Origin of the sequence: Streptomyces millisiae (assembly GCF_031845425.1) — a bacterium.
Lineage (GTDB): Bacteria > Actinomycetota > Actinomycetes > Streptomycetales > Streptomycetaceae > Streptomyces > Streptomyces millisiae.
This window is the reverse complement of sequence record NZ_JAVREM010000012.1, coordinates 48,586-70,600: the sequence shown is the minus strand read 5'-3', so window position 1 is coordinate 70,600 and position 22,015 is coordinate 48,586. Positions and strand designations below refer to the sequence as shown.

Genomic DNA, 22,015 nt, shown 5'->3' with positions numbered 1-22,015 from the left:
CCAGGCGGGGGTCGGTGATGTGGTGAACGTCGCTCGTGAAACGCCGAGGGCGGACCCGCTCTTCCCGGCCTTGCCGGGAAGTCGGTCCGCCCTCGGTGGAAAGCCGCTGGTTACTCGGCCGTGGCCAGGACCACGTTGATGACGCGGCGGTCGCGGTGGGTGCCGAACTCGACCGTGCCGGCGCGGAGCGCGAACAGGGTGTCGTCCTTGCCGCGGCCCACGCCCGCGCCCGGGTGGAAGTGGGTGCCACGCTGGCGGAGCAGGATCTCGCCGGCCTTCACGGTCTGACCGCCGAAGCGCTTCACGCCGAGGTACTGGGGGTTCGAGTCGCGGCCGTTCCGGGTGGACGACGCGCCCTTCTTGTGTGCCATCTGCCTTAAGTCCCTTACTTCGCGTTCGCGGCCGGGGCGGGGATCTCGGTGACCTTCAGCTGGGTGAGCAGCTGACGGTGACCCATCCGCCGGCGGTAGCCGGTCTTGTTCTTGAACTTCTGGATCCGGATCTTGTCGCCCTTGTGGTGGTCGACGACCTCGGCCTGGACCTTGACGCCGGCCAGCACCCACGGGTCGCTGGTCACGGTCTCGCCGTCGACCACGAGCAGCGTGGAGAGCTCGACGGTGTCGCCGGCGCTCTTGCCGGCCAGCCGGTCGACCTCGATGACATCGCCGACAGCGACCTTCTGCTGACGGCCGCCGGTGCGCACGATCGCGTACACGCGGAACTCCCTCTTCTCGATTCGGAACCCCTGACGCCAGCAGCGGGCGAACCCGGCCTCTCCCCCGGCGCGAGCGGCGACGCCGCGCGCCTCGCGGGAAGGTAGTTGCTCAGGAGCGATCGGCCTGCCTGGTGACATGCCGACGGCCAACAATACGGAGGTGCCGACAAGGGGGTCAAATTCGCCCCCGCACGGGCCGGCCCTCCCCCGGGCCGAGCCGGGGGAGGGCCGTGCGGTTTCCTTCGTTACTCGCCGGTCTGCGCGGAGACCGACGGCGGCTGCGACTGCTCGGCCGCGGCGCTCTTGCTCGCCTTCTTGGCCGTCGACTTCTTCGCCGCCGCCTTCTTGGCGGTCTTCTTGGCGGCGGTCTTCTTCGCCGTCTTCTTGGCCGCCTTCTTCGCGGTCTTGGCCGGGGCCTTCTTGCCCGCGCCGGGGGCCACGACGGTCACCACGGCCTCCGTGGCGCCCTCGGGCGACCCGGCCGGCGCGGAGACCCGCCGCCGCGGCGGCGGCGCCACGGCCGTCAGCTGCGGCTCGGGGACGACGGTCTCGGCGGGCCGCTCCGGCCGCTCCGCGGCGGGCACGACCACGACCTCGGCCTCCCCCGCCTCCGGCGGACCGGCGGGCGCGGTGGCCTTGCGCGTCACCCGACGCCTCGGCCGGGCCGGAGCCTCAGCCTCAGGCGCGACGGCCTCAGGCTCGGGCGTCGGCTCCGGCTCAGCCACCACAACCGGCTGCTCCTCGACGACCTCGGCCGCCTTCGGCGGACCGGCCGGCGCACTCACCTTCCGCGTCACCCGACGCCTCGCCCGCGGCGCGACCTCCGCCTCCGGCTCCGGCACGGCAGCCGGCTCCGGCTCGGGAGCGACGGTCTCGGCCGCCGGCTCCACCACCTCGGCCGCCTCGGCCGCCTTCGGCGGACCGGCCGGGGCGCTGGCCTTGCGCGTCACCCGACGCCTCGGCCGGGCCGGAGCCTCAGCCTCAGGCGCGACGGCCTCAGGCTCGGGCGTCGGCTCCGGCTCAGCCACCACGGCCGGCTGCTCCTCGGCCGCCTTCGGCGGCCCGGCCGGCGCGCTCACCTTGCGCGCCACCCGGCGGCGGCGCCGCGGCTCCGTCACCTCGGGTTCGACGGACTCCGGCTCGACCGACTCCAGCGACACCACCGGCTCGACGGGCTCCTCCGTCCCCGGCTCGCTCGGCTCGACCGGGCCCACCGGCTCCGGCACCACGGTCACGGCCTCCGGTTCCTTCGGAGCGACCGCCCCGGCAGGGGCCTCGGCTCCACGACCCCGCTTGCGGCCCTTCTTGCCGCCACCGCCGCCGGCCGTCGGCACGTGCTCGACGTGCACGATCACGCCGCGCCCGTTGCAGTGCACGCACGGCTCGGAGAACGACTCCAGCAGCCCCTGGCCGACCCGCTTGCGGGTCATCTGGACCAGGCCGAGCGAGGTGACCTCCGCCACCTGGTGCTTCGTCCGGTCCCGGCCCAGGCACTCGAGCAGTCGCCGCAGCACCAGCTCCCGGTTGGACTCCAGCACCATGTCGATGAAGTCGATGACGATGATGCCGCCGAGGTCCCGCAGGCGCAGCTGCCGCACGATCTCCTCGGCCGCCTCCAGGTTGTTCCTGGTGACCGTCTCCTCGAGGTTGCCGCCCTGGCCCGTGAACCGGCCGGTGTTGACGTCGATGACGACCATCGCCTCGGTCCGGTCGATCACCAGCGAGCCGCCGCTGGGCAGCCACACCTTGCGGTCGAGGGCCTTCATCAGCTGCTCGTCGATCCGATAGGTGGCGAAGACGTCCACCTCGGAGGTCCACCGCTGGAGCCGGTCCGCGAGGTCGGGCGCGACGTGCGAGACATAGCCGTGGATCGTCTCCCAGGCCTCGTCACCGCTGACGATGACCTTCGAGAAGTCCTCGTTGAAGATGTCCCTGACCACCCGGACCGTCATGTCGGGCTCGCCGTAGAGCAGCGACGGCGCGTTGCCCTTCCTGGCCTTCTTCTGGATCTCGGTCCACTGGGCCTGGAGCCGCTCGACGTCCCTGGTCAGCTCCTCCTCGCTCGCGCCCTCGGCGGCCGTGCGCACGATCACGCCGGCGTTCTCGGGGACGATCTTCTTGAGGATCTGCTTCAGCCGGGCGCGCTCGGTGTCGGGCAGCTTGCGGCTGATGCCGGTCATCGACCCCTCGGGGACGTAGACCAGGTAGCGCCCGGGCAGCGAGATCTGGCTGGTGAGGCGGGCGCCCTTGTGCCCGATCGGGTCCTTGGTGACCTGCACCAGGACCGGCTGCCCCGACTTCAGCGCGGACTCGATGCGGCGCGGGCCGCTGCCGAGGCCGAGCGCCTCGAAGTTGACCTCGCCGGCGTAGAGCACGGCGTTGCGGCCCTTGCCGATGTCGACGAACGCCGCCTCCATCGAGGGCAGCACGTTCTGCACCTTGCCGAGGTAGACGTTGCCGACGTAGCTGGACGACTGCTCCTTGTTGACGAAGTGCTCGACCAGCACGTTGTCCTCGAGGACGCCGATCTGGGTGCGCTCGCCCTGCTGCCGCACGACCATCACCCGCTCGACGGCCTCCCGGCGGGCCAGGAACTCGGCCTCGGTGATGATGGGCGCCCGGCGACGGCCCTGCTCGCGGCCCTCGCGGCGGCGCTGCTTCTTGGCCTCCAGGCGGGTCGAGCCCTTGATGGACTGCACGCCGTCGGGGGCCTCGTTCTCCTCCCGCTTGCGACGCGGCTCGCGGACCTTGACGACGGTGCGCTCCGGGTCGTCGGTCCCGGTCGCCTCCTCGCCGCTCTCACCGCTGCGGCGACGGCGCCGCCGGCGACGACGCGAGCCACCGCCGGTCTCCTGGTCCTCCTCGGACTCCGCCTCGGCGGTCTCCTCCTCCGCCTCGGGCTCGGCCTCGGGCTCGACGGGCTCCGGGGCGCGGGCCGCCGGCTCCTCGTCGGCGGCCTCCGCGGCCTGCTCGGCGGCGCGCTCGGCGGTCTCGCCGCGGCGGCGACGACGACCGCCGCGCCGGCGACGGCGCGCGGGCCGGTCGGCGTGTGCCTCGTCCTCGTCCTCCTCGACGACGTCCTGCGACTCGTCGAGCACCGGCTCCTGCTCCAGCTCCTCCTCGTCCTCGGTCAGCGGCTCGACCTCGGCCTCGGCCTCGGCGGCCTCCTCGGCGGCGCGCTGCGGAGTCTGGAACATGGGCGCCTGGAACACCGGGGCCTGGAAGACGGGCCGTCCGAGCAGCGCCGGCGCGGGCTGCTCCTCGACGCGCGTCACATCGAACGCGTCCGGCTCGTCGGCGGGTCGCTTGGGCCGCTTGGCCTCAACGGCCGGCTCGGCCGCGGCACGCCGCCGCTTACGCGGCTCCGCCGGTTCGGCGGTCTCGGACGCGGCCACCACCGGCTCGGCCTCCACCGGCTCAGGCGCGGCCGCCGCACGCGTCGCACGCCGCCGCCTACGCGGCTCCGCCGGCTCCGGCGCGGTCTCCTCGGCCTCCGCCACCGGCTCAGCAGCCGGCTCGGCGGCCGACGTGGCACGCGTCACCCGGCGCCGCTTACGCGGCTCGGCGGCCGGCTCGGGCGTTTCCTCGGTCGCAGGCTCGACCGGCTCGGGCGCGGCCGCGGCACGCGTGGTCCGACGCCGCCCCTGCGGCTCGGCGGGCTCCTCCGCCGCCTCGACCGGCTCCGGCGCGGCCGCCGCACGCGTCGCACGCCGCCGCTTACGCGGCTCCGCGGGCTCAGGTGTCTCCTCGGCAGACGCCGGCTCCGCCACCGGCTCAGGCGCCGCGGCGGCGCGCGTCGTCCGACGCCGCCTCTGTGGCTCAGCAGGCTCCTCCGCCGCCTCGACCGGCTCGGGCGCGGCCGCCGCACGCGTCGCACGGCGCCGCTTGCGCGGCTCGGCGGCCGGCTCGGGGGTCTCCTCCGCGGCGGGCTCGGACGTCGGCTCGGCCGACGCCGTGGCGCGCGTCACGCGCCGCCGCTTGCGCGGCGCCTCGTCCGTGGCGGCCTGCTCCGCCCCGGCCGCGTCCGGCTCCGCCGACGCGCGGCCCTTCGAGCCGCTCGCTCCGGCAGGAGCAGACGCGCGACGGCGCGGGGGAAGGACGTCACCCGGTGTAGTCGAATTGTCGCTCGCCTCGACGGCGGGCTCGTTGGGCTCGTGCATGCGGGCGTTTCTCCCGTCCACGCTCCCGGGCGCTTCACCGGTCACAGCGGGCGGCGCCGCTCGGGAGCTGTCGTGTAGCTCGCCGGTTCCGGACCCGCTGGGCCCGGCTTCGGCGAAAGTCTCCTGGTCGGTGCGTCGCCCGGAACTACCGGACCCGAGTGGCTCCCTGGCACCTGGTGGTTAGGCGGCGCGGCAACGGCATCGCTATCCGGTGATCCCCGGCGCCGCCGCGGCCTGCTGTCCGGCGGCCGTGGGTGAGGCGGCCAAGACAGCGTCGCGGTCAGGCGCGAACGGGTCGTTCACCGTGCCGGTCTCCTCATCGAGCGGCCCCTGCGCCAGCCTGGTCACCGCTGCGGGGACCGGCGGCGCCAGGTCGGCCGTAGCGCGGAGGCCGGACAGGACGTCGTCGGGTCGTACGGCGGGTGTGTGATGCCGTACTACCAGCCGCAGTATCGCACAAAGTGTGGGGTCAGGCCCATCGGACCCACCGATGTGGCGCTGGCGGGCTTCCTGGGGCTCCAGTGCCGTCAGGGAGACCACGGCGGCTCGCGCGTCGAACGCGCGCAGGCCCTTCTTGGTCTGCCGCCGCACCTCGACCGTCTCCTGGGCGAGGAAGACGCCGACGGCGCGGTCGGCCTCGGCCGGGTCGACGCCGTCGAGCCGCAGCTCCCACCGGGAGGCGTTGAGCAGCTCGGCGAAGTCCGGGGTGCGGGCCTCGACGGCGTCGACGATGTCGAGGCCGGGCGGCAGCGAGGCGTCCAGGCTGGCCCTGAGCTCCTCGGGATCGCGCCGCTCGGCGAGGGCGATCTCCAGGTACTCGGCCTCGCTCGCGGTACCCGTCGGCGCGGCGTTGGCGTAGCTGACCTTGGGGTGCGGCGTGAAGCCCGCCGAGTAGGCCATGGGGACCTCGGCCCTGCGCAGTGCGCGCTCGAAGGCCCGCTGGAAGTCGCGATGGCTGGTGAACCGCAGGCGGCCCCGCTTGGTGTACCGCAGTCGTACGCGCTGCACCGCCGGTGCGGGCGCCGGGCCTACGGGCTGTCGCTTGCCCAGTTCTCTCAGTCCTTTTGGTCGCGGATCGCGGACGGCGTGGCCGGTCGCGAGTCGTTGCCTGCTGTCCAGGTTACGCCAGGCCGCTCGGGCCCCCGGTGTCGATCCAGTAGCGGAGCTTCTCCGCCCTGCGGTCCTCGAAGACGCCGCCGTTGGCCTCGATGACCTTGCGGGAGGCGACGTTGTCGTGGTCGCAGGTCACCAGCACGCGCTCGTGGCCGAGGCGGCGGGCGACGGGGAGCGAGGCGCGCAGCATGGCGGTGGCGTGGCCGCGGCGGCGGGCGGTGGGGCGCACGTCGTAGCCGATGAGGCCGCCCCAGTCGAGCAGCCGCCGGGTGAGCCGGTGGCGGATGGAGAGCCGGCCGATGAAGGTGTCGCCGTCGATCCACCACAGCACGGTGGAGGGGACGAAGCCCGGTGGGCGCGGCGCGTCCTCCTCGGCGTCGGAGATGGTGGCGGCCACGAAGGCGGCGAAGCCGGCCGGCTCGTGCCAGTGCCGGCCGTAGGTGCGGACGTCGCGGCCGAGCAGGGAGTTGTCGTCGGGCGCGCCGCGGCCCTCGGCCTGGAACTCGGCCACGGCCTCCAGGTACGAGGCGTGGACGGCGGTGGTGGGTCTGACGAGCTCGGGCACGGTCCCATCCTGCGTCAGGGGGCGGGACGAGATCAACGATCTCCCTCCCGGGGGATTGACGTGTTCGGGGCAGGACAAGAGGCTGATGCCTCGGGCCAAGTCGACGACCACTCTGGGGAGTTCGCATGAGAGTCCGTACCGTGCTGGCGGCGGCGCTGGCGGCGTCGCTGCTTCCGATGGCCTCGGCGACGGCCGAGTCGGGCGACGGCCGGGCGGTCGGCGCCAGGGGGAGCATCGACTTCCGCGACGACCGGCAGGCCATCGACGGCTTCGGCATCTCCCAGGCGTTCCAGCGGGCGGACGTGATGCACGGCGCGCGCGGTCTCACCCCGGAGCACCAGCGGGAGGTCCTCGACCTGCTGTTCGACCGGGAGTCGGGGGCCGGCTTCAGCATCCTGCGGCTCGGCATCGGCTCCTCGGCGGACGACGTCTACGACCACATGCGGTCCATCCAGCCCACCGACCCCGGCGGGCCAGAGGCGGAGCCGCGCTACGAGTGGGACGGCGACGACGGCGGCCAGGTGTGGCTGGCGCGGGAGGCCCAGGGGTACGGCGTCGAGCGGTTCTACGCCAACGCGTGGAGCGCGCCCGGCTACATGAAGACCAACGGCTCGGACGCGAACGGCGGCGAGCTGTGCGGGGTGCCGGGCACCGACTGCGCGAGCGGCGACTGGCGGCGGGCGTACGCGGAGTACCTGGTGCAGTACGCGCGCTTCTACGCCCGGGAGGGCATCGACATCACGGACCTCAACTTCACCAACGAGCCGGATCTGACGACCTCCTACGCGTCGATGCGGTTCACTCCCGAGCAGGCGGCGGACATGGCCGCGGTGCTGGGCCGGACGGTGGCGGAGTCCGAGTTGGCCGGGATGAACGTGGCCTGCTGCGACGCGGCCGGCTGGGCGGAGCAGCGGGCCTACACGGAGGCGATCGAGGCGCACCCCGAGGCGTCGGAGCTGGTCGACCTGCACACCGGCCACCCGTACCGGAACCCGGCGACGAGCCCGCTGCCCACCGACCGGCCGGTGTGGATGTCGGAGTGGAACCCGACCGGCGACCAGTGGACGGAGGGCTGGGACGACGGCACCGGGTACGACGGGATGAGCCTGGCCGAGGACGTCCACGAGGCGCTCGCGGACGCCGGGGTCAACGCGTACCTGTACTGGTTCGGCGCGTCGATCGGCGCGACCAGGGCGGCGATCCAGCTGGACGGACCCGACTACCACGTCTCCTCGCGGCTCTGGGCGCTCGCCGCGTACAGCAGGTTCATCCGGCCCGAGGCGGTGCGGGTGGACGCCGCGTCCGGGCACGACTCGGTGGAGGTGACGGCCTTCCGCAACGCGGACGGCAGCCGGGTGGTGGAGATCCTGAACTACGACGCGGCGCCGGTGCGCCAGTCCTTCGACGTGTCGGGGGTGCGGGGCCCGGCCCGCGGCGACGTCTATCTGACCGACAACACGCACGCGTTGGAGCGGACCGGCCGGGCGAGCGTGGCGGGCGGCAGGCTCTCGGTCGAACTGCCGCCGCGCTCACTGACGACGATCGTGCTGGACCGCTGACCGGCCCTAGCGGGCGACGTACTGCGTGAGGATGGCCTGCACCTCGTAGATGTCGACGCCCTTGGTGAAGGTCTTCTCGATCGGGGTCGGGTTGCCGGAGAGCCAGATCTTGAGCTCGGCGTCGAGGTCGAAATGGCCCGCGGTCTCGACGGCGAAGTGGCTGATGCTCTTGTACGGGATCGAGTGGTACTCGATCTTGCGACCCGTGATGCCCTGCTTGTCGACGAGGATCAGCCGCCGGTCGGTCAGCAGGATGGTGTCCCGGATCAGCAGGTAGGCGGCCAGCACCTGCTCCTGCGGGCCGAGCAGCCGCGCGTACTCCTGGTGTGCCTGGGCCGGGTCGATCGCGTGCGCGTTGCCGAACAGTGCCATGGCGCCCCCTCAGTTGTTCTGCCACTCGGCAGCGTAACCGTCGTAGGTGCCGTCGTTGAGGGCGAGGTGCAGCCACTGGTCGACATAGGCGCGGAACTCCTCGTCGCCGCGCGGCAGCAGGTACGCCTTCTCGGCGAAGGTGAAGGGGTCGTCGGGGGCGATGGCGCACAGTTCGGGATGGAGCGTCTCCTGGTAGCGGGTCTCGCTGCCGTCGGTGATCATCACGTCGGCGCGGCCGGCGACGATCTCCTCGAAGATGGTCGTGTTGTCGGGGTGCCGGACGACGGTGGCCCGTTCGATGTTCTCGTTCACGAACCGCTCGTTGGTGCCGCCGGGGTTGACGATGACGCGGACGCCCGGCTGGTCGATGTCCTCCAGGGTCCGGTACCGGTCGGCGTCCTCGCAGCGGGCGATGGGGGCCTTGCCGTCGACGAGGTAGGGCACGCTGAAGTACGCCTCCTGGGCGCGGTCGAGGGTGACGGAGACCCCGCCCATGGCGATGTCGCAGGCGTCCGAGGTCAGGTCGTCGAGCAGCTCGGCCCAGGTGGTGGGCACGAACTCCGCCTCGGCGCCGAGGCTTTCCGCGAGGTCGGCGGCCATGTCGACGTCGATGCCGGTGAACTCGCCGGTGGCGGGGTCGAGATGGGTGAACGGGCGGTAGTCGCCGGTGGTGCAGACGCGCAGTTCGCCGCTGGCCCGGACCGTGTCGAGCAGGGTGCGGTCGGCCGGCGGCCGGCCGGGCCGCTCGCCCGCGGTGGCGACGACGGCGCCGCCGGCGGCGGTGGCGAGGGTGAGGGCGAGCGCGGAGAGGGCGGTGCGGCGGTGGAGCGGGCGCATGGCGGCCCCTTCCCGGTGGGGGTGGCTGGATCGCCGCCAAGTATGGCCACGGGAAGGGGCGTTATCACTGGGGCTGGACGAACTCGGGCTGGTCGAGGACGCGCAGCCAGCTGCCGTCCGACTGGCGGCGCACCACCTGGGCCCTGGCGCCCGCCTCGTCCCTGGGCGGGGTGGCGGTCAGGGCCAGGTCGCCGCTGACCAGCGTGGGCAGCGGCGGCTCGGGCTCGAAGTGCGGGCGGCCCGCGAGCACCTTCTCCCAGAGCGCGCGGATGGCCTCCCGCCCGACGGTCCGCTGACCCGGCGGGTAGGCCAGGACGGCGTCCTCCTCGTAGAGCGCGGCGACGCCGGCCGCGTCGCCGGCGTTGGAGCGCTCGACGAAGAGGCGGGTGATGTCCTCGGGGCGCATGGCCTTCTCGTACCGGTCGTAGTCCGTGGCGTTCTCGGTCATGTCCCCAGCCTGGCCCCCGGGAGACCAGAAGTCCAACAGCTGGTTCTGCTGGCACCTAGAATTTCTGGTCATGGAACTGAGGCAGCTCGAGTACTTCGTGGCGGTCGCCGAGGAGCGGAACTTCACCCGGGCGGCCGAGCGGGTGAACATCAGCCAGTCCGGGGTCAGCGCCCAGATACGGCAGTTGGAGCGGGAGCTGGGCGCCGAGCTCTTCGACCGCTCGGCGCGGGCGGTGACCCTCACCGTGGCGGGGAAGGCCGCGTTGGAGCCGGCCAGGGCGGCGCTGGCGGCGGCGGCCTCCGTCGGCCAGGCGGTGGGCGAGGTGACCGGGCTGATCCGGGGCCGGCTCACGCTCGGCATGGTCGTCGGCTGCACCCTCACCCCGCTGTTCGAGGCGCTGGCCGCCTTCCACCGGGCCCATCCCGGGGTGACGGTCTCCCTGCTGGAGGACGGCTCCGACCGGCTGGTGGAGGGCGTGCGCGCCGGCACGCTCGACGTGGCGCTGATCGGCGCGGCGGAGGCGGCGCCGGCGGACCTCGGCTCGTCGACGCTGCTCAGCGAGCGGCTGGTGGCCGCCGTGCCGCCGGACCACCCGCTCGCCGGTCGCCGCCGGCTGACGCTGCGCGCGCTGGCCGAGCACGCCGTCATCTGCATGCCGCCGGGCACCGGCCTGCGCACCGCCTTCGACCGCGCCTGCGCCGCGCGCGGCGCGCGGCCGACCATCGCGCTCCAGGCCAGCGCCGCCGACGCGATCGCCGACCTGGCCGCCAGGGGCCTCGGCGTGGCCGTGCTGAGCGAGTCCATGGCCCCCGCGTACGCCGACCGCCTCACCGCGCGCGCCATCGAGGACGCCGACACGCCGGCCCTGCTGGCGATGGTCTGGAACCCCCCGCCGAGCGCCGCCACCCGCGCCTTCCTGACCGCCACCCGCCGCGAGTGGCCTCCGGTCGGGTAGCCGCGGCGGCGGTTCGGCCCGACGCCGTGTCGTCGACCGTGATCGGCTTGAGCGCCGTGCCCACCCCACCCGGTCCGACTGCCCACCGTGCACCGTGGTGGCGCCCTCGCCGCCTCCCTACGCTCGTGCCTACCGGGGCCCCGTCATCAGTCGAAGTCATCAGTCGAAGCACACCAAGGAGGGGACATGACCGTACGGAAGCGCCTCCCGTTAGCGGGCCTGGCGATGGCGGCGAGCGCCGTCCTGGCGGTGACGGTGGCGACCGCCGGCTCGGCCGCCGCGGCGGCGCCGGCCGCCGACCCGGACGGCGCGCACTGCGTGATCGACCTCGATGACCTGGCTCAGGAGAGCCTCTGCTTCGAGACCGAGGACGAGGCGACCGCCCACGTCGACGCACAGGCCGCCCTGATCGTGCTGGAGGTCTACGACTGGGTGGGGCTCAACACCGACGGCCCGTACGCCTACTTCTACGGCGACTCTCCCTGCACGGCCACCACGGAGGACGTCGACTACGCCATTCCGTCGCTCTACCAACTGACCTACAACATCGCGAACCCCGACGGCGTCTCCATGAACGACTCCATCAGCTCGCTGATCACGCACGAACGGTGCGACGTCAGGCTCTCCGACTGGGTCAACAACAACCCCGACGGGCCCCGGTCCGGCTGGATCGACTACTGCACCAACCTCACCGGCTCCGGACAGGGCGACTGCCCGACGGTGCTGAACTGGAACAACCGCGCCAGCTCCCTCCAGTTGAGCTGAGCCACTCCCGACCGACACCGGCCGGCGGCGCGGGGGCGGGGTCTGGAACGGCGGCCGGTGTCGTGGTCCTCTGGGGAGAGGACGGGGACAAAGGGGGCGGATCATGGTCGAGCGTGACGAGGAGACGTCGCGGCGGGGGGACGGGGAACGGGAGCTGCTGCGGGAGTTGACGCGGCAGATGTCACGGGACGCCGCGCCGGACGTCGGTCAGGTCGTCGAGTGGTTGGGGCGGCGGACCGGTGCCGAGGTCGGTCTTCTGACGGGGAGCGGGGTCGTGGCGGCCGGCACCGCCGGGTTCCCACGGCGGATGCCCGACTGGCTGGCGCGCGTGTTCCCCCGGTTGGCCCTGGGGGATTTGGCGACGGCGGCCGAACAGTCCGGCGGGCTGCGGGTGCGCTGCGAGGCCATCGGGCCGCGGGTGCCGCATCCGGTGCTGGTCGTGATCGACTCGTCGGCGCCGAGCGAGGAGTCACGCTCGCTGGTCTCGGCCGCGTGCGGCGTGCTGGCCGCGCTGCACGGGACGCGCGAGGCCGCCGCGGCTTCCAGGATCAGCCGGGATCGGGCGCGGCAGTTACGGTTCGCCGTGCTGAGCGCGTTGATGGAGGGGCAGCCGTTCCTGGCCCGGCGGATGATGGCTGGCGCCGTCCCGGCGGTGTTGGACGCCGCCGCCGTCCGGGTCTACCTGCTGCGGTGCGGGCCGGCCGACCGGGACCTGATCTCCGAGGCGTACCAGGACCATACGGGGTTCCACGGGCCCGACCTCCTGGTGCGCTGCCCCGTCTACAACCATCACCTGATCTGCGTCCTGGCCGAGGGTGCGAACGACGCCCACGGCCACCGGGAGACGCTGCTCCGCCTGGTCCGTGAGAACCCCGGCTACACGCTCGGGATCAGCGGCCCGCATCCGCTGGCCGCGACGGCCGAGGCGTACGCCCAGGCCGCCAACGCGCTGGCGGTGGCCCGCGACCGTCCCACCCGGGTCGCCGACTACCAGGGCCAGTCACCGCTCGTCCACCTGCTCCCTGAGCAGGAGGCTCTCGCCTGGGCCCGTGCCTTCCTGCGACCGTTGAGCTCCGCGCCCAGACTCACGATCAACGTGACACGCCTCGCGACCGACGTGCCGCAGGCCGGGATCGCCCGCCTGCTCGGCATCAGCCGCAACACGGTCCGGGCCCACGTCCGACGCGCGGAGGAGGCCCTCGGGACGGGCCTGAACGACGTCAGCTCGCGCGCCGCGCTCGCCCTGGCACTGGGCATCGCCGGCCCCCCGCTCGCCGCGGGTGGCGACGTCGAGCAGCCGGCGCCCACCCTGGAGGAACTGTTCCGCGCCCAGCCCGCCGTCGTGTGGGCCGAGGCGTTCCTCAGCCCGCTGCGGGACGCCGACCACCGCGGCCTCGACGCCACCCTGCGCGCCTGGATCGGCGCCAACACCGACGCCCAGCGGGCCGCCACGCGCCTCGGCATCAGCCGGAACACGGTACGAGCCCGGGTGCGCTCGGCGGAGCGGCTCCTGCACCGCGCCCTGCTGAGCGACACCGGATCCGGCGTCCACGACCTCGTCCACGCCCTCCGCATCTCCCAGGACACCCCCGTGCTCACGGTGGCCTGAGGGGGCTCGGCGGTCAGGCCACCTGCGTCGGGGCCGGCGTGGGCCTCGTACGGAGGGTGAGGGGGAGGAGGGCGGTCAGCAGGGCCAGGGTCGCGTAGCCCCAGGTCAGGGTCGCGGTGGCGGCGATGGCCGCCACCAGCAGGGGGCCGCCGGCGTCGCCGAGTTCGCGGCCGAGTTCGGCGGTCCCCATGGTCTGGCCGAGGCGTTCCCTGGGCGTGGCGGCCGCCAGGGCCGCGAAGCCGAGTGGGGTGATGACGCCGGTGCCGGCGCCGATCAGGGCGGCGCCGGCGAGGACGCCGACGGCGCCGGGCAGCGTCGCGGCGCCGAGGCCGGCGGCCGTCACCAGCAGGCCGGCTATCAGCCCGGACCGCGTGGTCAGTCGGCCGCCGTCGAGTCGGCGGCCGGCCCACGGCTGGGTGAAGGCCGCGCAGGCGGCGAGCACCGAGACGGCGGCGCCGGTGGCCAGCGGGGTGAGGCCGGCGGCGGCGCCGGAGAGCGGCAGGAAGCCGACGCCGGCGGAGAGCGCGGCCGTGGCGGCGGCGAGCGCGGCCACCGGCCGCAGGAAGGCGCCGTCCGTGAGCCGCCGCACCAGGCCGAGCACGGTCTGGCGCTCCTTGGGGAGCGGCGGCACGGCCGGGACGGCAAGGGCCGCCCACACCGCCACCGTGGCGGCCAGCGCCGCGAGGACCGCGAAGAGCAGGGTGAGGCCGCCGAGCCAGATCAGCGCGCCGCCGAGCAGCGGCCCCGCGGTGTAGCCGATGGACTTGTGGAAGCCGTAGGAGCCGAACGCCCGGCCGTGCTTGGCGGCCGGGTTGAGGCGGGCGACCAGCGCGGAGGCGGCCGGCGAGAAGGCGGAGGCCGCCGCGCCCTGACCGAGCCTGGCCGCCCACAGCCAGTCGGGATCGCGCACCACCACGAACAGCGCGGAGGCGGCGGCGAACGCCACCAGGCCGCCGAGCAGCACGGGCCGGGCGCCGACCCGGTCGGCCAGGGTGCCGAACACCGGCTTGAGCACGACCTCGGCGCCGTCGTAGAGGGCGAGCAGCAGGCCGAGGTAGAGGAGCGAGGTCGCGAGGTCCTCCTCGCCCTGGCCGAGGTTGGCGGCGATGCCGTGCGCGCCGAACGCGGTGGTGAAGCCGGCCGCGTACAGCGGCCACATGGCGGTTCTCATGCCCCGTCCCCCGGCGCGTCGAAGGCGTGCAGATGGGCGAAGACCCGCTCGCCGTACTCCTCGAAGCGGCGGACGCAGGCGGCCAGCCGCTCCTCGGCCTCGGCGGCGCCCGGGGAGCCGAAGACGTCCTTGGCCCGGAGGTCGCGGTGCCAGCGGCGCAGCCGCTCCAGGCTCTGCTCCTCCTCGTCCAGCTCGGCGAGGGTGAACTTGGCCTGCCTGGTCTCCTTCTCCAGCTCCGCGAGGTACTTGCCGCAGTCGGCGACGAACTCCGCCCAGTCCTCGGCGCGCGCCGCCGCGAACATGTCCCGCAGCCGCTCGGCGTCGGCCGGGCCGCGCCCGCCGGCGCGCAGCGCCACGGCCTCGCCGCCGGCCCGCTCCGTCATGGCCACGGCCCGCTCGATGCCGTCCGCGAACACGGCCACCTCGGGCGCGGCCCACACCCCCTGGCCGAGCGAGAGGGCGCCGACCCGGCGCAGCTCCCGCCACACCGCGACCCGGTGTCGCGAGGGCTGCGCCGGCAACCGCACGATGAGCACGACCCACTGGGCCCGCGTTACGTCTTCCACCTGGGCAATGTAACGCCTGCTACATCATGATCGGAAGCGCCTGTCACGGCTTTCTCGGCAGCCCCGCCAACTCCAGCACCAGGTCGCGGACCTCGGTGGCGGCGATCCGGTCGCGGTGGCCGGTGGGGGTGTCGCAGAGCAGCACGGGTCCCTCGGCCGGGTCGGTGGGGAGGCGGCCGTGCGTGCCGCCGACCCAACGGCCGTCGAGCGGGACGACGTTGGTGGTGTAGCGCAGCCCCAGCTTCTTGCGGGCGAGGCCGACGCCGGCGCGCAGCCTGGCGCGGGGGTCGGCGGGGTCGAAGAACAGCTCGGCCGGGTCGTAGCCGGGCTTGCGGTGGATCTCCACGCCGCGCGCGAAGTCGGGGGCCTGTGCGTCGTCCAGCCAGTAGTAGTAGCTGAACCACGACTCGGGCTCGGCGACCAGCACCAGCTCGCCCGAGCGCTCGTGGTCGAGCCCGTACCTGGCCTGCCCGTCCCGGTCCAGGACCTGCTCCACGCCCGGCAGGTCGGCGCAGAGCTTCGCGACGGCCGGCACGTCGGCCGGGTCGTCGACGTAGACGTGCGCCACCTGGTGGTCGGCCACCGCGAAGGCCCGGGAGGCCCACGGGTCCAGGTACTCCATGCCCTCCTGGGTGTAGACCTCGAGCAGCCCGGCCCGGCGCAGCGCCCGGTTGACGTGCACCGGGCGGCTGGCGGCGGTGATGCCGTACTCGCTGACGACCACCACCCGGGTGTCGGTCTCCCGCGCGTCCCGCAGCAGCGGTGCCAGGACCCGGTCCACGTCGGCGGCGGCGCGGGCGGCCTGCGGGCTGTCGGGGCCGTACCGCTGGAGGTCGTAGTCGAGGTGCGGCACATAGGACAGCGTCAGGTCGGCGCGCGGCATCAGGCGGCGGGTGGCGGCGACGATCCACTCGCTGGAGCGCAGCGACGCGGTCGGCCCCCAGTAGTGGAAGAGCGGGAACGGGCCGAGCTCCTCGGTGAGTTCGTCGTGCAGCTCGGTCGGCCGCGTGTAGCAGTCGGGGGACTTGCGGCCGTCCGCGTGGTAGACCGGGCGCGGGGTGACGGTCCAGTCGGTGGTGGCGCCCATCGCGTACCACCAGCAGACGTTGGCCACCTTGTAGCCGGGCTGGGCGCGGCGCGCGGTCTCCCACACCTTCTCGCCGCCCACCAGGCGGTTGTGCTGCCGCCACAGGTGGACCTCGCCGAGGTCGCGGAAGTACCAGCCGTTGCCGACGATGCCGTGCCCGGCGGGCGGCAGCCCGGTGAGCATGGAGGACTGCACGGAGCAGGTGACGGCGGGCAGCACGGTCTCCAGTTCGGCCTGCCAGCCGCGTTCGGCGACGGCCCGCAGGTTGGGGGTGTGTTCCAGCAGCCGTGGGGTGAGGCCCACGACGTCGAGCAGCAGGACGCGTCGGGCGGTGGTCATGCCGTCTCCTTCTCGGTCTCGGTCAGGCCGGCGCGGCCCAACGCGCCGGCGGCCCAGCGCAGTTCGGCGGCGAGTCCGGCGGCGAGCTCGGCGTCGCCGGTGGGCCGGAACCGCTCGGGCAGCACGGACCAGGTGTAGGTCTCCACCTCCAGGTGGTCGGTGCGCGGCTCGGGTCCGGCGAACAGTTCGGCCAGGGTGCGCTCCAGGTGGTCACTGGTGGTGTCCAGCGGCGGTTCGGGGCGCTGGTGCAGCGGGGCGTGGAAGTGCACCCGCCAGGGGCCGCTGCCGGGCAGCGCCGCGGGACCTTCCAGCGCCTGGGGCAGGTCGTCGCGGGCCGCCACCGCGCCGTCGCCCGGGGGCAGTTCGCGGACCTGGTGCAGGAAGCGGTCCTCGGTGTAGCGGGCGAGCGCGGCCCTGGTGTCGGCGTCGGCCGGCTCGGCGGCGTGCAGGGCCGCCGAGACCTGCGCCTTGACGACGGGCAGGCCGGCCTCGGCGAGGGCGGCCACGGCGCCGGCCGGGTCCTCGAAGGCGACGGCGAGGTGGCAGGTGTCGAGGCAGACGCCGATCCGCCGGGTGTCGACGCCGGCCAGCAGTTCGACGGCCTCGGCCACGGTCTCGACGATGCAGCCGGGTTCCGGTTCGAGGCCGACGCGGACGGTGCGGCCGGTCTCCGCCTCCAGCTTGGCGAGTCCTTCGGCCAGCCGGTCGAGCATGGCGCGGGCGGCGCCGTGCCGGCCCGCGTCCCAGGGCTCGCGCCAGGCCAGCGGCACGGTGGAGACGCTGCCGCGGGCGGCGTCGTCGGGCAGCAGCCCGGTCAGCACCCGGGCGCAGTCGAGGGTGTAGCCGAGCCGCTCCTCCTCGGTCCAGTCGGGTCGGTAGACGGCCTTCTTGACGACGGGGGCGTGGAACCCGCGGTAGGGGAACGCGTTGAGGGTGACGACCTCGATGCCGTGCTCGTCCAGGGCGCGGCGCAGCCGGTCGAGTTCGGCCGGTTCGGTGGCGAGGCGGGCGGCCAGCGGGGCGGGCAGCCACAGGCCGAGGCCGATCCGGTCCGCGTCGAGTCTGGCGCGGACGCCGGCGCCGAAGACGCGCAGCTGGCGGTGCAGCCCTTCGGCGTCCTCGGCCGGATGGACGTTGGTGCAGTACGCGAGGTGCACGCGGGTGCCGTCGCGGTGCCGGAACGTCATGGCGGCTCCTTTCGGTGTCTCGGGCTCGGTGTCTCAGGCCGGCCGCTGGCCGCGCAGGATCGAGTTGCCCTCGAAGGTGGCGGTGGCGTCCGCCGCCCCGTCGCCGGCCTCGTCCAGCAGCAGCCGGCCGCTCTGGGCGTAGAAGGCCACCGGGTTGCGCCACAGCACCCGGTCCACGGCGTCCTCGTCGAAGCCGGCCTCGCGCATCGCGGCGCCGGTCTTGGCGGTCTTCAGCGGGTCGCTGCGGCCCCAGTCGGCGGCCGAGTTGACGATCATGCGGTCGAGCCCGTACTCGGCGAGGACCTTGACCATGCGGTGCTCGTCCATCTTGGTGTCGGGGTAGATGGAGAAGCCCATCCAGCAGCCGGACTCGGCGACCAGGCCGACGGTCACCTCGTTGAGGTGGTCGATGAGCACCATCTCCGGCGGCAGCCCGGAGGCGGCGACCAACTCCAGGCTGCGGCGCGTGCCTTCGGCCTTGTCGCGGTGCGGGGTGTGCACCAGCACGGGCAGGCCGTGCTCGGCGGCGAGGCCGAGGTGGCGGACGAAGATGGTCTCCTCGGCCTCGGTCATGGAGTCGAAGCCGGTCTCGCCGACCGCCACCACGCCGTCCTTGGCCAGGTAGCGCGGCAGCAGGTCCAACACCCCGGCGAGCCGGGGGTCGTTGGCCTCCTTGGGGTTGAGGGCGACGGTGCAGTGGTGCCGGATGCCGAACTGGGCGGCCCGGAACCGCTCCCAGCCGACCAGGCCGTCGAAGTAGTCCTTGAACGAGCCGACGGAGGTGCGGGGTTGGCCGAGCCAGAACGCCGGCTCGGTCACGGCGCGCACGCCCGCGTCGTACATCACCTGGTAGTCGTCGGTGGTGCGGGACGTCATGTGGATGTGCGGGTCGAAGATGCGCATCAGCGCTCTCCTTCGGGGTGCGGGCGGTACAGGGCGAGGATGCGGCGGGCGTCCTCGGGTACGGGGCGGCCGGCGGCCTCCCGTTCGGCGACGAACGCGGCCGTCATGCGGGCGAGTTCGTCGTCGACGCGGCCGGTCCAGGCGGCGACGGCATCCAACGGCACGCCGACGAACAGGCACTTGAGCACGCCGTGCCGCCAGACGTCCGCGCCGAGGTGGCGGTCGGCGTACCGGCCCATGGCGGCCGCGACCAGGCGCGGGTCGTTGCTGCGCAGCCCGTCCTCGACGAGCCCGAGCAGCCCCGGGATGTCGACGTCGTCGAGGGCGCGCAGCACGGCGCGCTTCTCGTCGCCGTCGCCGTCCTCGTACAACTCGGTGAGCATGGTGGTGAGTTCGGTCGGCGAGAGGCGGCTGGACGCGGCGACGGCGGCCACCAGGGCGGCCCGGGCCCGGTCCTCGATCCGGGGCACGCGCAGCCCCTCCGGGTCGTCCGGGTCGGTCGGGCCCCGGCCGACGAGCCGCCCCACGGCGGGGAAGAGGACCCTGAGCCGGGAGGGGTCCGCGGCCACCTCGGCCGCCAGCGGGAAGAGCCGCTCGGTGTGCTCGGCGCTCATCGGGCCACCGCCTCCGTCTCCGCCTCCGCCTTGCGGAGCGCGTCCAGCGCGCGGGCGGCGACGGTGGGCGCGGCGTGCGCGTGCCGGGGCAGCTCGACGGCGACCAGCCCCCGGTAGCCGATCTCGCGCAGGGCGCCGAGTGCGGCCGGCAGGTCGATCTCGCCGTCGCCGAACTCCAGGTGCTCGTGCGTGCCGCGCCGCATGTCGTCGGCCTGCACGTTGGCCAGCAGCGGGCCGACGCCGCGCACGCAGTCGGCCGTCGACGCGTCCTCGTTGCACACGGTGTGCCCGAGGTCGATCGTCACCCGCAGCGCGGCCGGGTCGCCGAGCCGGCGGCGCAGTTCGGCGACGCCGCCGAGCGTGTCGACGAACATGCCGGGCTCCGGCTCGAACGCGCAGACCACGCCGTGCCGTTCGGCCGTCGCCAGCACCTCGGCGGTGCCGGTGGTCAGGCGCCGCCAGCCCTCCTCGGGGGTGGTGCCGGCGGGCAGCGTCCCGGACCAGAACGAGACGGCGTCGGCGCCGAGGTCGGCGGCGACCCGGACGGCCCGGCCGAGGTAGTCGACGCGGCGGTCGCGGCCCTCGGCGGAGACGAGGGTGGGCTCGTGCTTGTGCCGGGGGTCGAGGACGTAGCGCGCCCCGGTCTCCACGACGACGCCGAGCCCGAGTTGGTCGAGACGGCGCGCCAACGCGGCGGTGCGGGCCGCGAGATCGGGCGCGAAGGGATCCAGGTGCGGGTGGTCCAGGGTCAGCGCGACGCCGTCGTAGCCGAGTCCCGCGATGACGGCCAGGGCCTCGTCGAGCCGGTGGTTGGCGAAGCCGTTGGTGCCGTAGCCGAAGCGGAGGCCGGTCATGTCGGGGACACCTTTCGCGAGGCGAGACGGGCGAGCGGACCGAGCGCCGACAGGGCGGCGGCGACGGCCGGCGCGCCGGCGCCGGCGGCCAACGCGGCCTGCAGGCCGATGCCGCCCCGCACCCCGGCGCCGGTGGCGCCCCGCGCGGCCCGCGCGTCCCCCACCGCCCGCACGGCCGCCAGCTGCGGCCGCCCGACGGAGCGCGCGTACACGACGGCCGCCACGACGCCGCCTCCGGCGGGGGCGGCCGCGCGGGCACGGCCCGCGAGCCGGCGGAGCCGGCCGGCCGCGGCGGCTCCGCCGGCCGCCGGGCCTCGTGCCGCGCGGAGCGCGCCCAGCGTGGCCAGGCCGGCCGCCGTGGCGGTGCCCGCCACGGCGGCCAACGCCGCGGCGCGAGGCGCGCCGTGGACTTCGCCGCGGCTGAGGGTGGTGACGCCGGCGGTGTGGGTGGCCATGGCGAGTGCGGGGACGGCCGCCGCCGAGGCGTGGCCGCCGGCGCCGAGCAGGACGTCGAGGCCGCGGGCGGCGGCCATGAACGCCGGCCCGGCGGCGGTGCGCTGGGCCCACAGGTCGTAGGCCCACACGGTTCCGGCCAGCGGCACCGCGACCCGCAGGGCGCGGCGGCCGCCGGCCACGGCGGCCAGGCCGAGGCCGGCGCCGGTCAGCGCCGTGGCGAGGCCGAGCGCCTCGAAGGCGTCGACGCGGCCTGAGGGAATCGGGCGCTCGGGCCGCTCCCGCGCGTCCAGGTCGCAGTCGGCGAAGTCGTTGAGCGCCATACCGGCCAGGTACAGGCACACCGACGCGGCCGGCGCCGCCCAGCTGCGGCGGCCGTAGGGCCAGCCGGCCGCCGCCGCGCCGGCCAGGCTGTCGCCCGGCGCGGTCAACGCGGCCGGCAGCCGGACGAGTTCGGCCGCGTCGCGAGCCCTCACGCCCGCTCCCCGAGCGCCGCGCACCACTCGGTGAGGGCGCGCCACTGGGTGCCGAGGTCGTGCGCGACGCCGTCGCCCGCCGGGTCCTTGAAGAAGAAGCCGAGCGCGGCGAGCGGCCCGGTCTCGCCCGCCTCGGCGGCGCGCGCCGTGAGCCGTGCCAGATCGAGCACCAGCGGCGCGGCCAGCGCCGAGTCGCAGCCGCTCCAGGTGAACTGGAGCGTCATGCGGGTGCCGAGGAAGCCCTCGAAGGAGACATGGTCCCAGGCGGTCTTCCAGTCGCCGAGGTCGGCGACGTAGTCGATGTGCATGGGCCCGTCGACCGGCCGGCCGAGGATGGCCTCCAGGCCCTGTCCCTTGGTGCGCAGCTTGCTCTCGGCCGCCGCCGGGTCGGCGAGGGTGCGGCCGTCGCCGCCGCCGAGGAGGTTGACCGAGGTCCAGGAGCGGATGGTCAGGGCGCGGCTGGCGAACATCGGGGCCAGCGCGGACTTGAGCAGGGTCTCGCCGGTCTTGCCGTCCGAGCCGGCCCACGGCAGGCCCTCGCGGGCGGCGAGTTGGACGAGCGCCGGCGGGCGCGGGCCAGGGCTCGGGGTGAAGGCGACGACGGGGCAGCCGGCCCGGTAGGCGGCGTAGGCGTACAGGGAGCTGGCCGGCAGCGGTGACTCGCCGGCGTCCAGGGCGCGTTCGAGTGCGTCGAGGTCGGCGAGCGCCGGGTGGTCGGGGGCGGGCGGCTCGGTGCTCGACACGTCGACGACGACCACCCGGTCGAGGCCGTGGCGGTCCCGGAACGCGGTGATGTCGTCGGCGATGCGGCGCGCGGCGGCCCGCTGGGTCTCCCCACCGGGGCCCGCGCCGGGGCGTATTCGGCTGTCGGCCTCGGCGAGTTCGGCGCTGAGCGCGCGGGCGAGCTGGGCGGGGAACACGCCGCCGGCGGCCAGCTCCTCGGCCCGCTTGGGCAGCGAGCCGTGCCCCAACTCGTGCCCGCCGGTGATCAGTTCGGCGAGCCCGGGCAGTCGGGCGGCGGCCACCTCCGGGAGTTCGGCCACGCAGCCGTCGGGCGAGCCGAGGCCGGCGCGCAGGGCGAGGGCGCCCACCGTGGCGGTGGTGGCCACCGAGCCCCTGGCGCCGACGAACCAGACGCCGATCCGGGGAGCGGGAGAGGGAGGGGACAGCGCGGACATGTGCGGACCTCCTGGTCGGTGTTTCCATGGGATTGCCCCGGCCGGGCCCCGGTGTCACCCGGGGCCCGGCCGGGGCTCACCCGGTCCCG

21 protein-coding genes are annotated in these 22,015 nt (G+C 74.7%); 4 read left to right on the top strand and 17 right to left on the bottom strand.

The window, feature by feature from the left end:
* Window positions 1-110: 110 nt before the first annotated feature.
* From rpmA to RNC47_RS12965, 5 genes are all read right to left on the bottom strand, one after another.
* A complete protein-coding gene (gene rpmA / locus RNC47_RS12985) occupies window positions 111-371 on the bottom strand; it encodes a 50S ribosomal protein L27 (protein ID WP_311598442.1) in 261 nt (86 codons plus the stop codon).
* A gap of 14 nt (window positions 372-385) precedes the next feature.
* Window positions 386-715, bottom strand: a complete 330-nt coding sequence (rplU, locus tag RNC47_RS12980) for a 50S ribosomal protein L21 (protein ID WP_132928975.1) — start codon at window positions 713-715, stop codon at window positions 386-388.
* 245 nt (window positions 716-960) lie between these two features.
* Window positions 961-4,875 (bottom strand): Rne/Rng family ribonuclease, encoded by a 3,915-nt coding sequence (locus tag RNC47_RS12975; RefSeq protein ID WP_311598438.1) that lies wholly within the window; start codon window positions 4,873-4,875, stop codon window positions 961-963.
* Between the two features lie 204 nt (window positions 4,876-5,079).
* Window positions 5,080-5,883, bottom strand: a complete 804-nt coding sequence (locus tag RNC47_RS12970) for a TIGR03936 family radical SAM-associated protein (RefSeq protein ID WP_311598437.1) — start codon at window positions 5,881-5,883, stop codon at window positions 5,080-5,082.
* A gap of 112 nt (window positions 5,884-5,995) precedes the next feature.
* Complete coding sequence (locus RNC47_RS12965) at window positions 5,996-6,553, bottom strand: GNAT family N-acetyltransferase (protein ID WP_311598435.1); 558 nt, start codon at window positions 6,551-6,553, stop codon at window positions 5,996-5,998.
* A gap of 125 nt (window positions 6,554-6,678) precedes the next feature.
* Between RNC47_RS12965 and RNC47_RS12960 the strand changes: the two genes are divergently transcribed.
* Window positions 6,679-8,112: a glycoside hydrolase gene (locus RNC47_RS12960; protein WP_311598434.1), complete on the top strand. Its 1,434-nt coding sequence runs from the start codon at window positions 6,679-6,681 to the stop codon at window positions 8,110-8,112.
* A 6-nt stretch (window positions 8,113-8,118) separates the two neighbouring features.
* Here the strand turns inward: RNC47_RS12960 and RNC47_RS12955 are convergent, their stop codons facing one another.
* The 3 genes from RNC47_RS12955 to RNC47_RS12945 all read right to left on the bottom strand — a co-directional run bounded on the left by RNC47_RS12955 (window position 8,119) and on the right by RNC47_RS12945 (window position 9,769).
* Window positions 8,119-8,484 (bottom strand): PH domain-containing protein, encoded by a 366-nt coding sequence (locus RNC47_RS12955; protein ID WP_311598433.1) that lies wholly within the window; start codon window positions 8,482-8,484, stop codon window positions 8,119-8,121.
* A 9-nt stretch (window positions 8,485-8,493) separates the two neighbouring features.
* Window positions 8,494-9,321, bottom strand: coding sequence for a transporter substrate-binding domain-containing protein (locus RNC47_RS12950; RefSeq protein WP_311598431.1), 828 nt, complete (start codon window positions 9,319-9,321; stop codon window positions 8,494-8,496).
* 64 nt (window positions 9,322-9,385) lie between these two features.
* On the bottom strand, window positions 9,386-9,769 hold the full coding sequence (locus RNC47_RS12945; RefSeq protein WP_311598429.1) for a YybH family protein: 384 nt from the start codon (window positions 9,767-9,769) through the stop codon (window positions 9,386-9,388).
* Between the two features lie 70 nt (window positions 9,770-9,839).
* Between RNC47_RS12945 and RNC47_RS12940 the strand changes: the two genes are divergently transcribed.
* The 3 genes from RNC47_RS12940 (at window position 9,840) to RNC47_RS12930 (ending at window position 13,098) form a co-directional block, all read left to right on the top strand.
* On the top strand, window positions 9,840-10,724 hold the full coding sequence (locus tag RNC47_RS12940) for a LysR family transcriptional regulator (RefSeq protein WP_311598427.1): 885 nt from the start codon (window positions 9,840-9,842) through the stop codon (window positions 10,722-10,724).
* Between the two features lie 186 nt (window positions 10,725-10,910).
* Window positions 10,911-11,489, top strand: a complete 579-nt coding sequence (locus RNC47_RS12935; protein WP_311598425.1) for a hypothetical protein — start codon at window positions 10,911-10,913, stop codon at window positions 11,487-11,489.
* Between the two features lie 103 nt (window positions 11,490-11,592).
* Window positions 11,593-13,098: a helix-turn-helix domain-containing protein gene (locus RNC47_RS12930; protein ID WP_311598423.1), complete on the top strand. Its 1,506-nt coding sequence runs from the start codon at window positions 11,593-11,595 to the stop codon at window positions 13,096-13,098.
* Window positions 13,099-13,111: 13 nt separating this feature from the next.
* On the opposite strand, the gene RNC47_RS12925 is transcribed toward RNC47_RS12930, so the two are convergent.
* Genes RNC47_RS12925 through RNC47_RS12885 form a run of 9 tightly spaced genes read right to left on the bottom strand, consistent with a single transcriptional unit; the run spans window position 13,112 to window position 21,926 of the window.
* Window positions 13,112-14,257 (bottom strand): MFS transporter, encoded by a 1,146-nt coding sequence (locus RNC47_RS12925; protein ID WP_449657347.1) that lies wholly within the window; start codon window positions 14,255-14,257, stop codon window positions 13,112-13,114.
* An 8-nt stretch (window positions 14,258-14,265) separates the two neighbouring features.
* The gene (locus tag RNC47_RS12920) at window positions 14,266-14,835 is read right to left on the bottom strand and encodes a Chromate resistance protein ChrB (protein WP_311598418.1); all 570 of its coding nucleotides are present in this window, start codon (window positions 14,833-14,835) and stop codon (window positions 14,266-14,268) included.
* 43 nt (window positions 14,836-14,878) lie between these two features.
* A complete protein-coding gene (locus tag RNC47_RS12915; RefSeq protein ID WP_311598416.1) occupies window positions 14,879-16,261 on the bottom strand; it encodes an alkaline phosphatase family protein in 1,383 nt (460 codons plus the stop codon).
* Window positions 16,258-17,448, bottom strand: coding sequence for a metabolite traffic protein EboE (eboE, locus tag RNC47_RS12910; protein ID WP_311598414.1), 1,191 nt, complete (start codon window positions 17,446-17,448; stop codon window positions 16,258-16,260). Before eboE ends, RNC47_RS12915 begins: the two co-directional genes overlap by 4 nt.
* Window positions 17,449-17,481: 33 nt before the next feature.
* On the bottom strand, window positions 17,482-18,351 hold the full coding sequence (locus tag RNC47_RS12905) for a TatD family hydrolase (protein ID WP_311598413.1): 870 nt from the start codon (window positions 18,349-18,351) through the stop codon (window positions 17,482-17,484).
* Window positions 18,351-18,965 carry an EboA domain-containing protein gene (locus RNC47_RS12900; RefSeq protein WP_311598411.1) on the bottom strand — a complete coding sequence of 205 codons (615 nt, stop codon included), beginning with the start codon at window positions 18,963-18,965 and terminating at the stop codon, window positions 18,351-18,353. Before RNC47_RS12900 ends, RNC47_RS12905 begins: the two co-directional genes overlap by 1 nt.
* Entirely contained in the window at window positions 18,962-19,819 is an 858-nt protein-coding gene (locus RNC47_RS12895; RefSeq protein ID WP_311598408.1) for a sugar phosphate isomerase/epimerase family protein, read from the bottom strand. The genes RNC47_RS12900 and RNC47_RS12895 overlap by 4 nt, the downstream gene beginning before the upstream one ends.
* A complete protein-coding gene (locus RNC47_RS12890) occupies window positions 19,816-20,748 on the bottom strand; it encodes an SCO3242 family prenyltransferase (RefSeq protein WP_311598406.1) in 933 nt (310 codons plus the stop codon). The genes RNC47_RS12895 and RNC47_RS12890 overlap by 4 nt, the downstream gene beginning before the upstream one ends.
* Entirely contained in the window at window positions 20,745-21,926 is a 1,182-nt protein-coding gene (locus RNC47_RS12885) for an inositol-3-phosphate synthase (protein ID WP_311598405.1), read from the bottom strand. The genes RNC47_RS12890 and RNC47_RS12885 overlap by 4 nt, the downstream gene beginning before the upstream one ends.
* Window positions 21,927-22,015: the final 89 nt, after the last annotated feature.

Excerpts from the sequence above, each read along its gene's own strand:
- rpmA (WP_311598442.1), bottom strand. The coding sequence starts at position 371 with ATGGCACACAAGAAGGGCGCGTCGTCCACCCGGAACGGCCGCGACTCG.
- RNC47_RS12915 (WP_311598416.1), bottom strand. The coding sequence starts at position 16,261 with ATGACCACCGCCCGACGCGTCCTGCTGCTCGACGTCGTGGGCCTCACC.
- RNC47_RS12930 (WP_311598423.1), top strand. The coding sequence starts at position 11,593 with ATGGTCGAGCGTGACGAGGAGACGTCGCGGCGGGGGGACGGGGAACGG.
- RNC47_RS12905 (WP_311598413.1), bottom strand. The coding sequence starts at position 18,351 with ATGCGCATCTTCGACCCGCACATCCACATGACGTCCCGCACCACCGAC.
- RNC47_RS12945 (WP_311598429.1), bottom strand. The coding sequence starts at position 9,769 with ATGACCGAGAACGCCACGGACTACGACCGGTACGAGAAGGCCATGCGC.
- RNC47_RS12950 (WP_311598431.1), bottom strand. The coding sequence starts at position 9,321 with ATGCGCCCGCTCCACCGCCGCACCGCCCTCTCCGCGCTCGCCCTCACC.
- RNC47_RS12885 (WP_311598405.1), bottom strand. The coding sequence starts at position 21,926 with ATGTCCGCGCTGTCCCCTCCCTCTCCCGCTCCCCGGATCGGCGTCTGG.
- RNC47_RS12900 (WP_311598411.1), bottom strand. The coding sequence starts at position 18,965 with ATGAGCGCCGAGCACACCGAGCGGCTCTTCCCGCTGGCGGCCGAGGTG.
- RNC47_RS12975 (WP_311598438.1), bottom strand. The coding sequence starts at position 4,875 with ATGCACGAGCCCAACGAGCCCGCCGTCGAGGCGAGCGACAATTCGACT.
- RNC47_RS12895 (WP_311598408.1), bottom strand. The coding sequence starts at position 19,819 with ATGACCGGCCTCCGCTTCGGCTACGGCACCAACGGCTTCGCCAACCAC.
- RNC47_RS12935 (WP_311598425.1), top strand. The coding sequence starts at position 10,911 with ATGACCGTACGGAAGCGCCTCCCGTTAGCGGGCCTGGCGATGGCGGCG.
- RNC47_RS12940 (WP_311598427.1), top strand. The coding sequence starts at position 9,840 with ATGGAACTGAGGCAGCTCGAGTACTTCGTGGCGGTCGCCGAGGAGCGG.
- RNC47_RS12925 (WP_449657347.1), bottom strand. The coding sequence starts at position 14,257 with ATGTGGCCGCTGTACGCGGCCGGCTTCACCACCGCGTTCGGCGCGCAC.
- RNC47_RS12960 (WP_311598434.1), top strand. The coding sequence starts at position 6,679 with ATGAGAGTCCGTACCGTGCTGGCGGCGGCGCTGGCGGCGTCGCTGCTT.
- eboE (WP_311598414.1), bottom strand. The coding sequence starts at position 17,448 with ATGACGTTCCGGCACCGCGACGGCACCCGCGTGCACCTCGCGTACTGC.
- RNC47_RS12955 (WP_311598433.1), bottom strand. The coding sequence starts at position 8,484 with ATGGCACTGTTCGGCAACGCGCACGCGATCGACCCGGCCCAGGCACAC.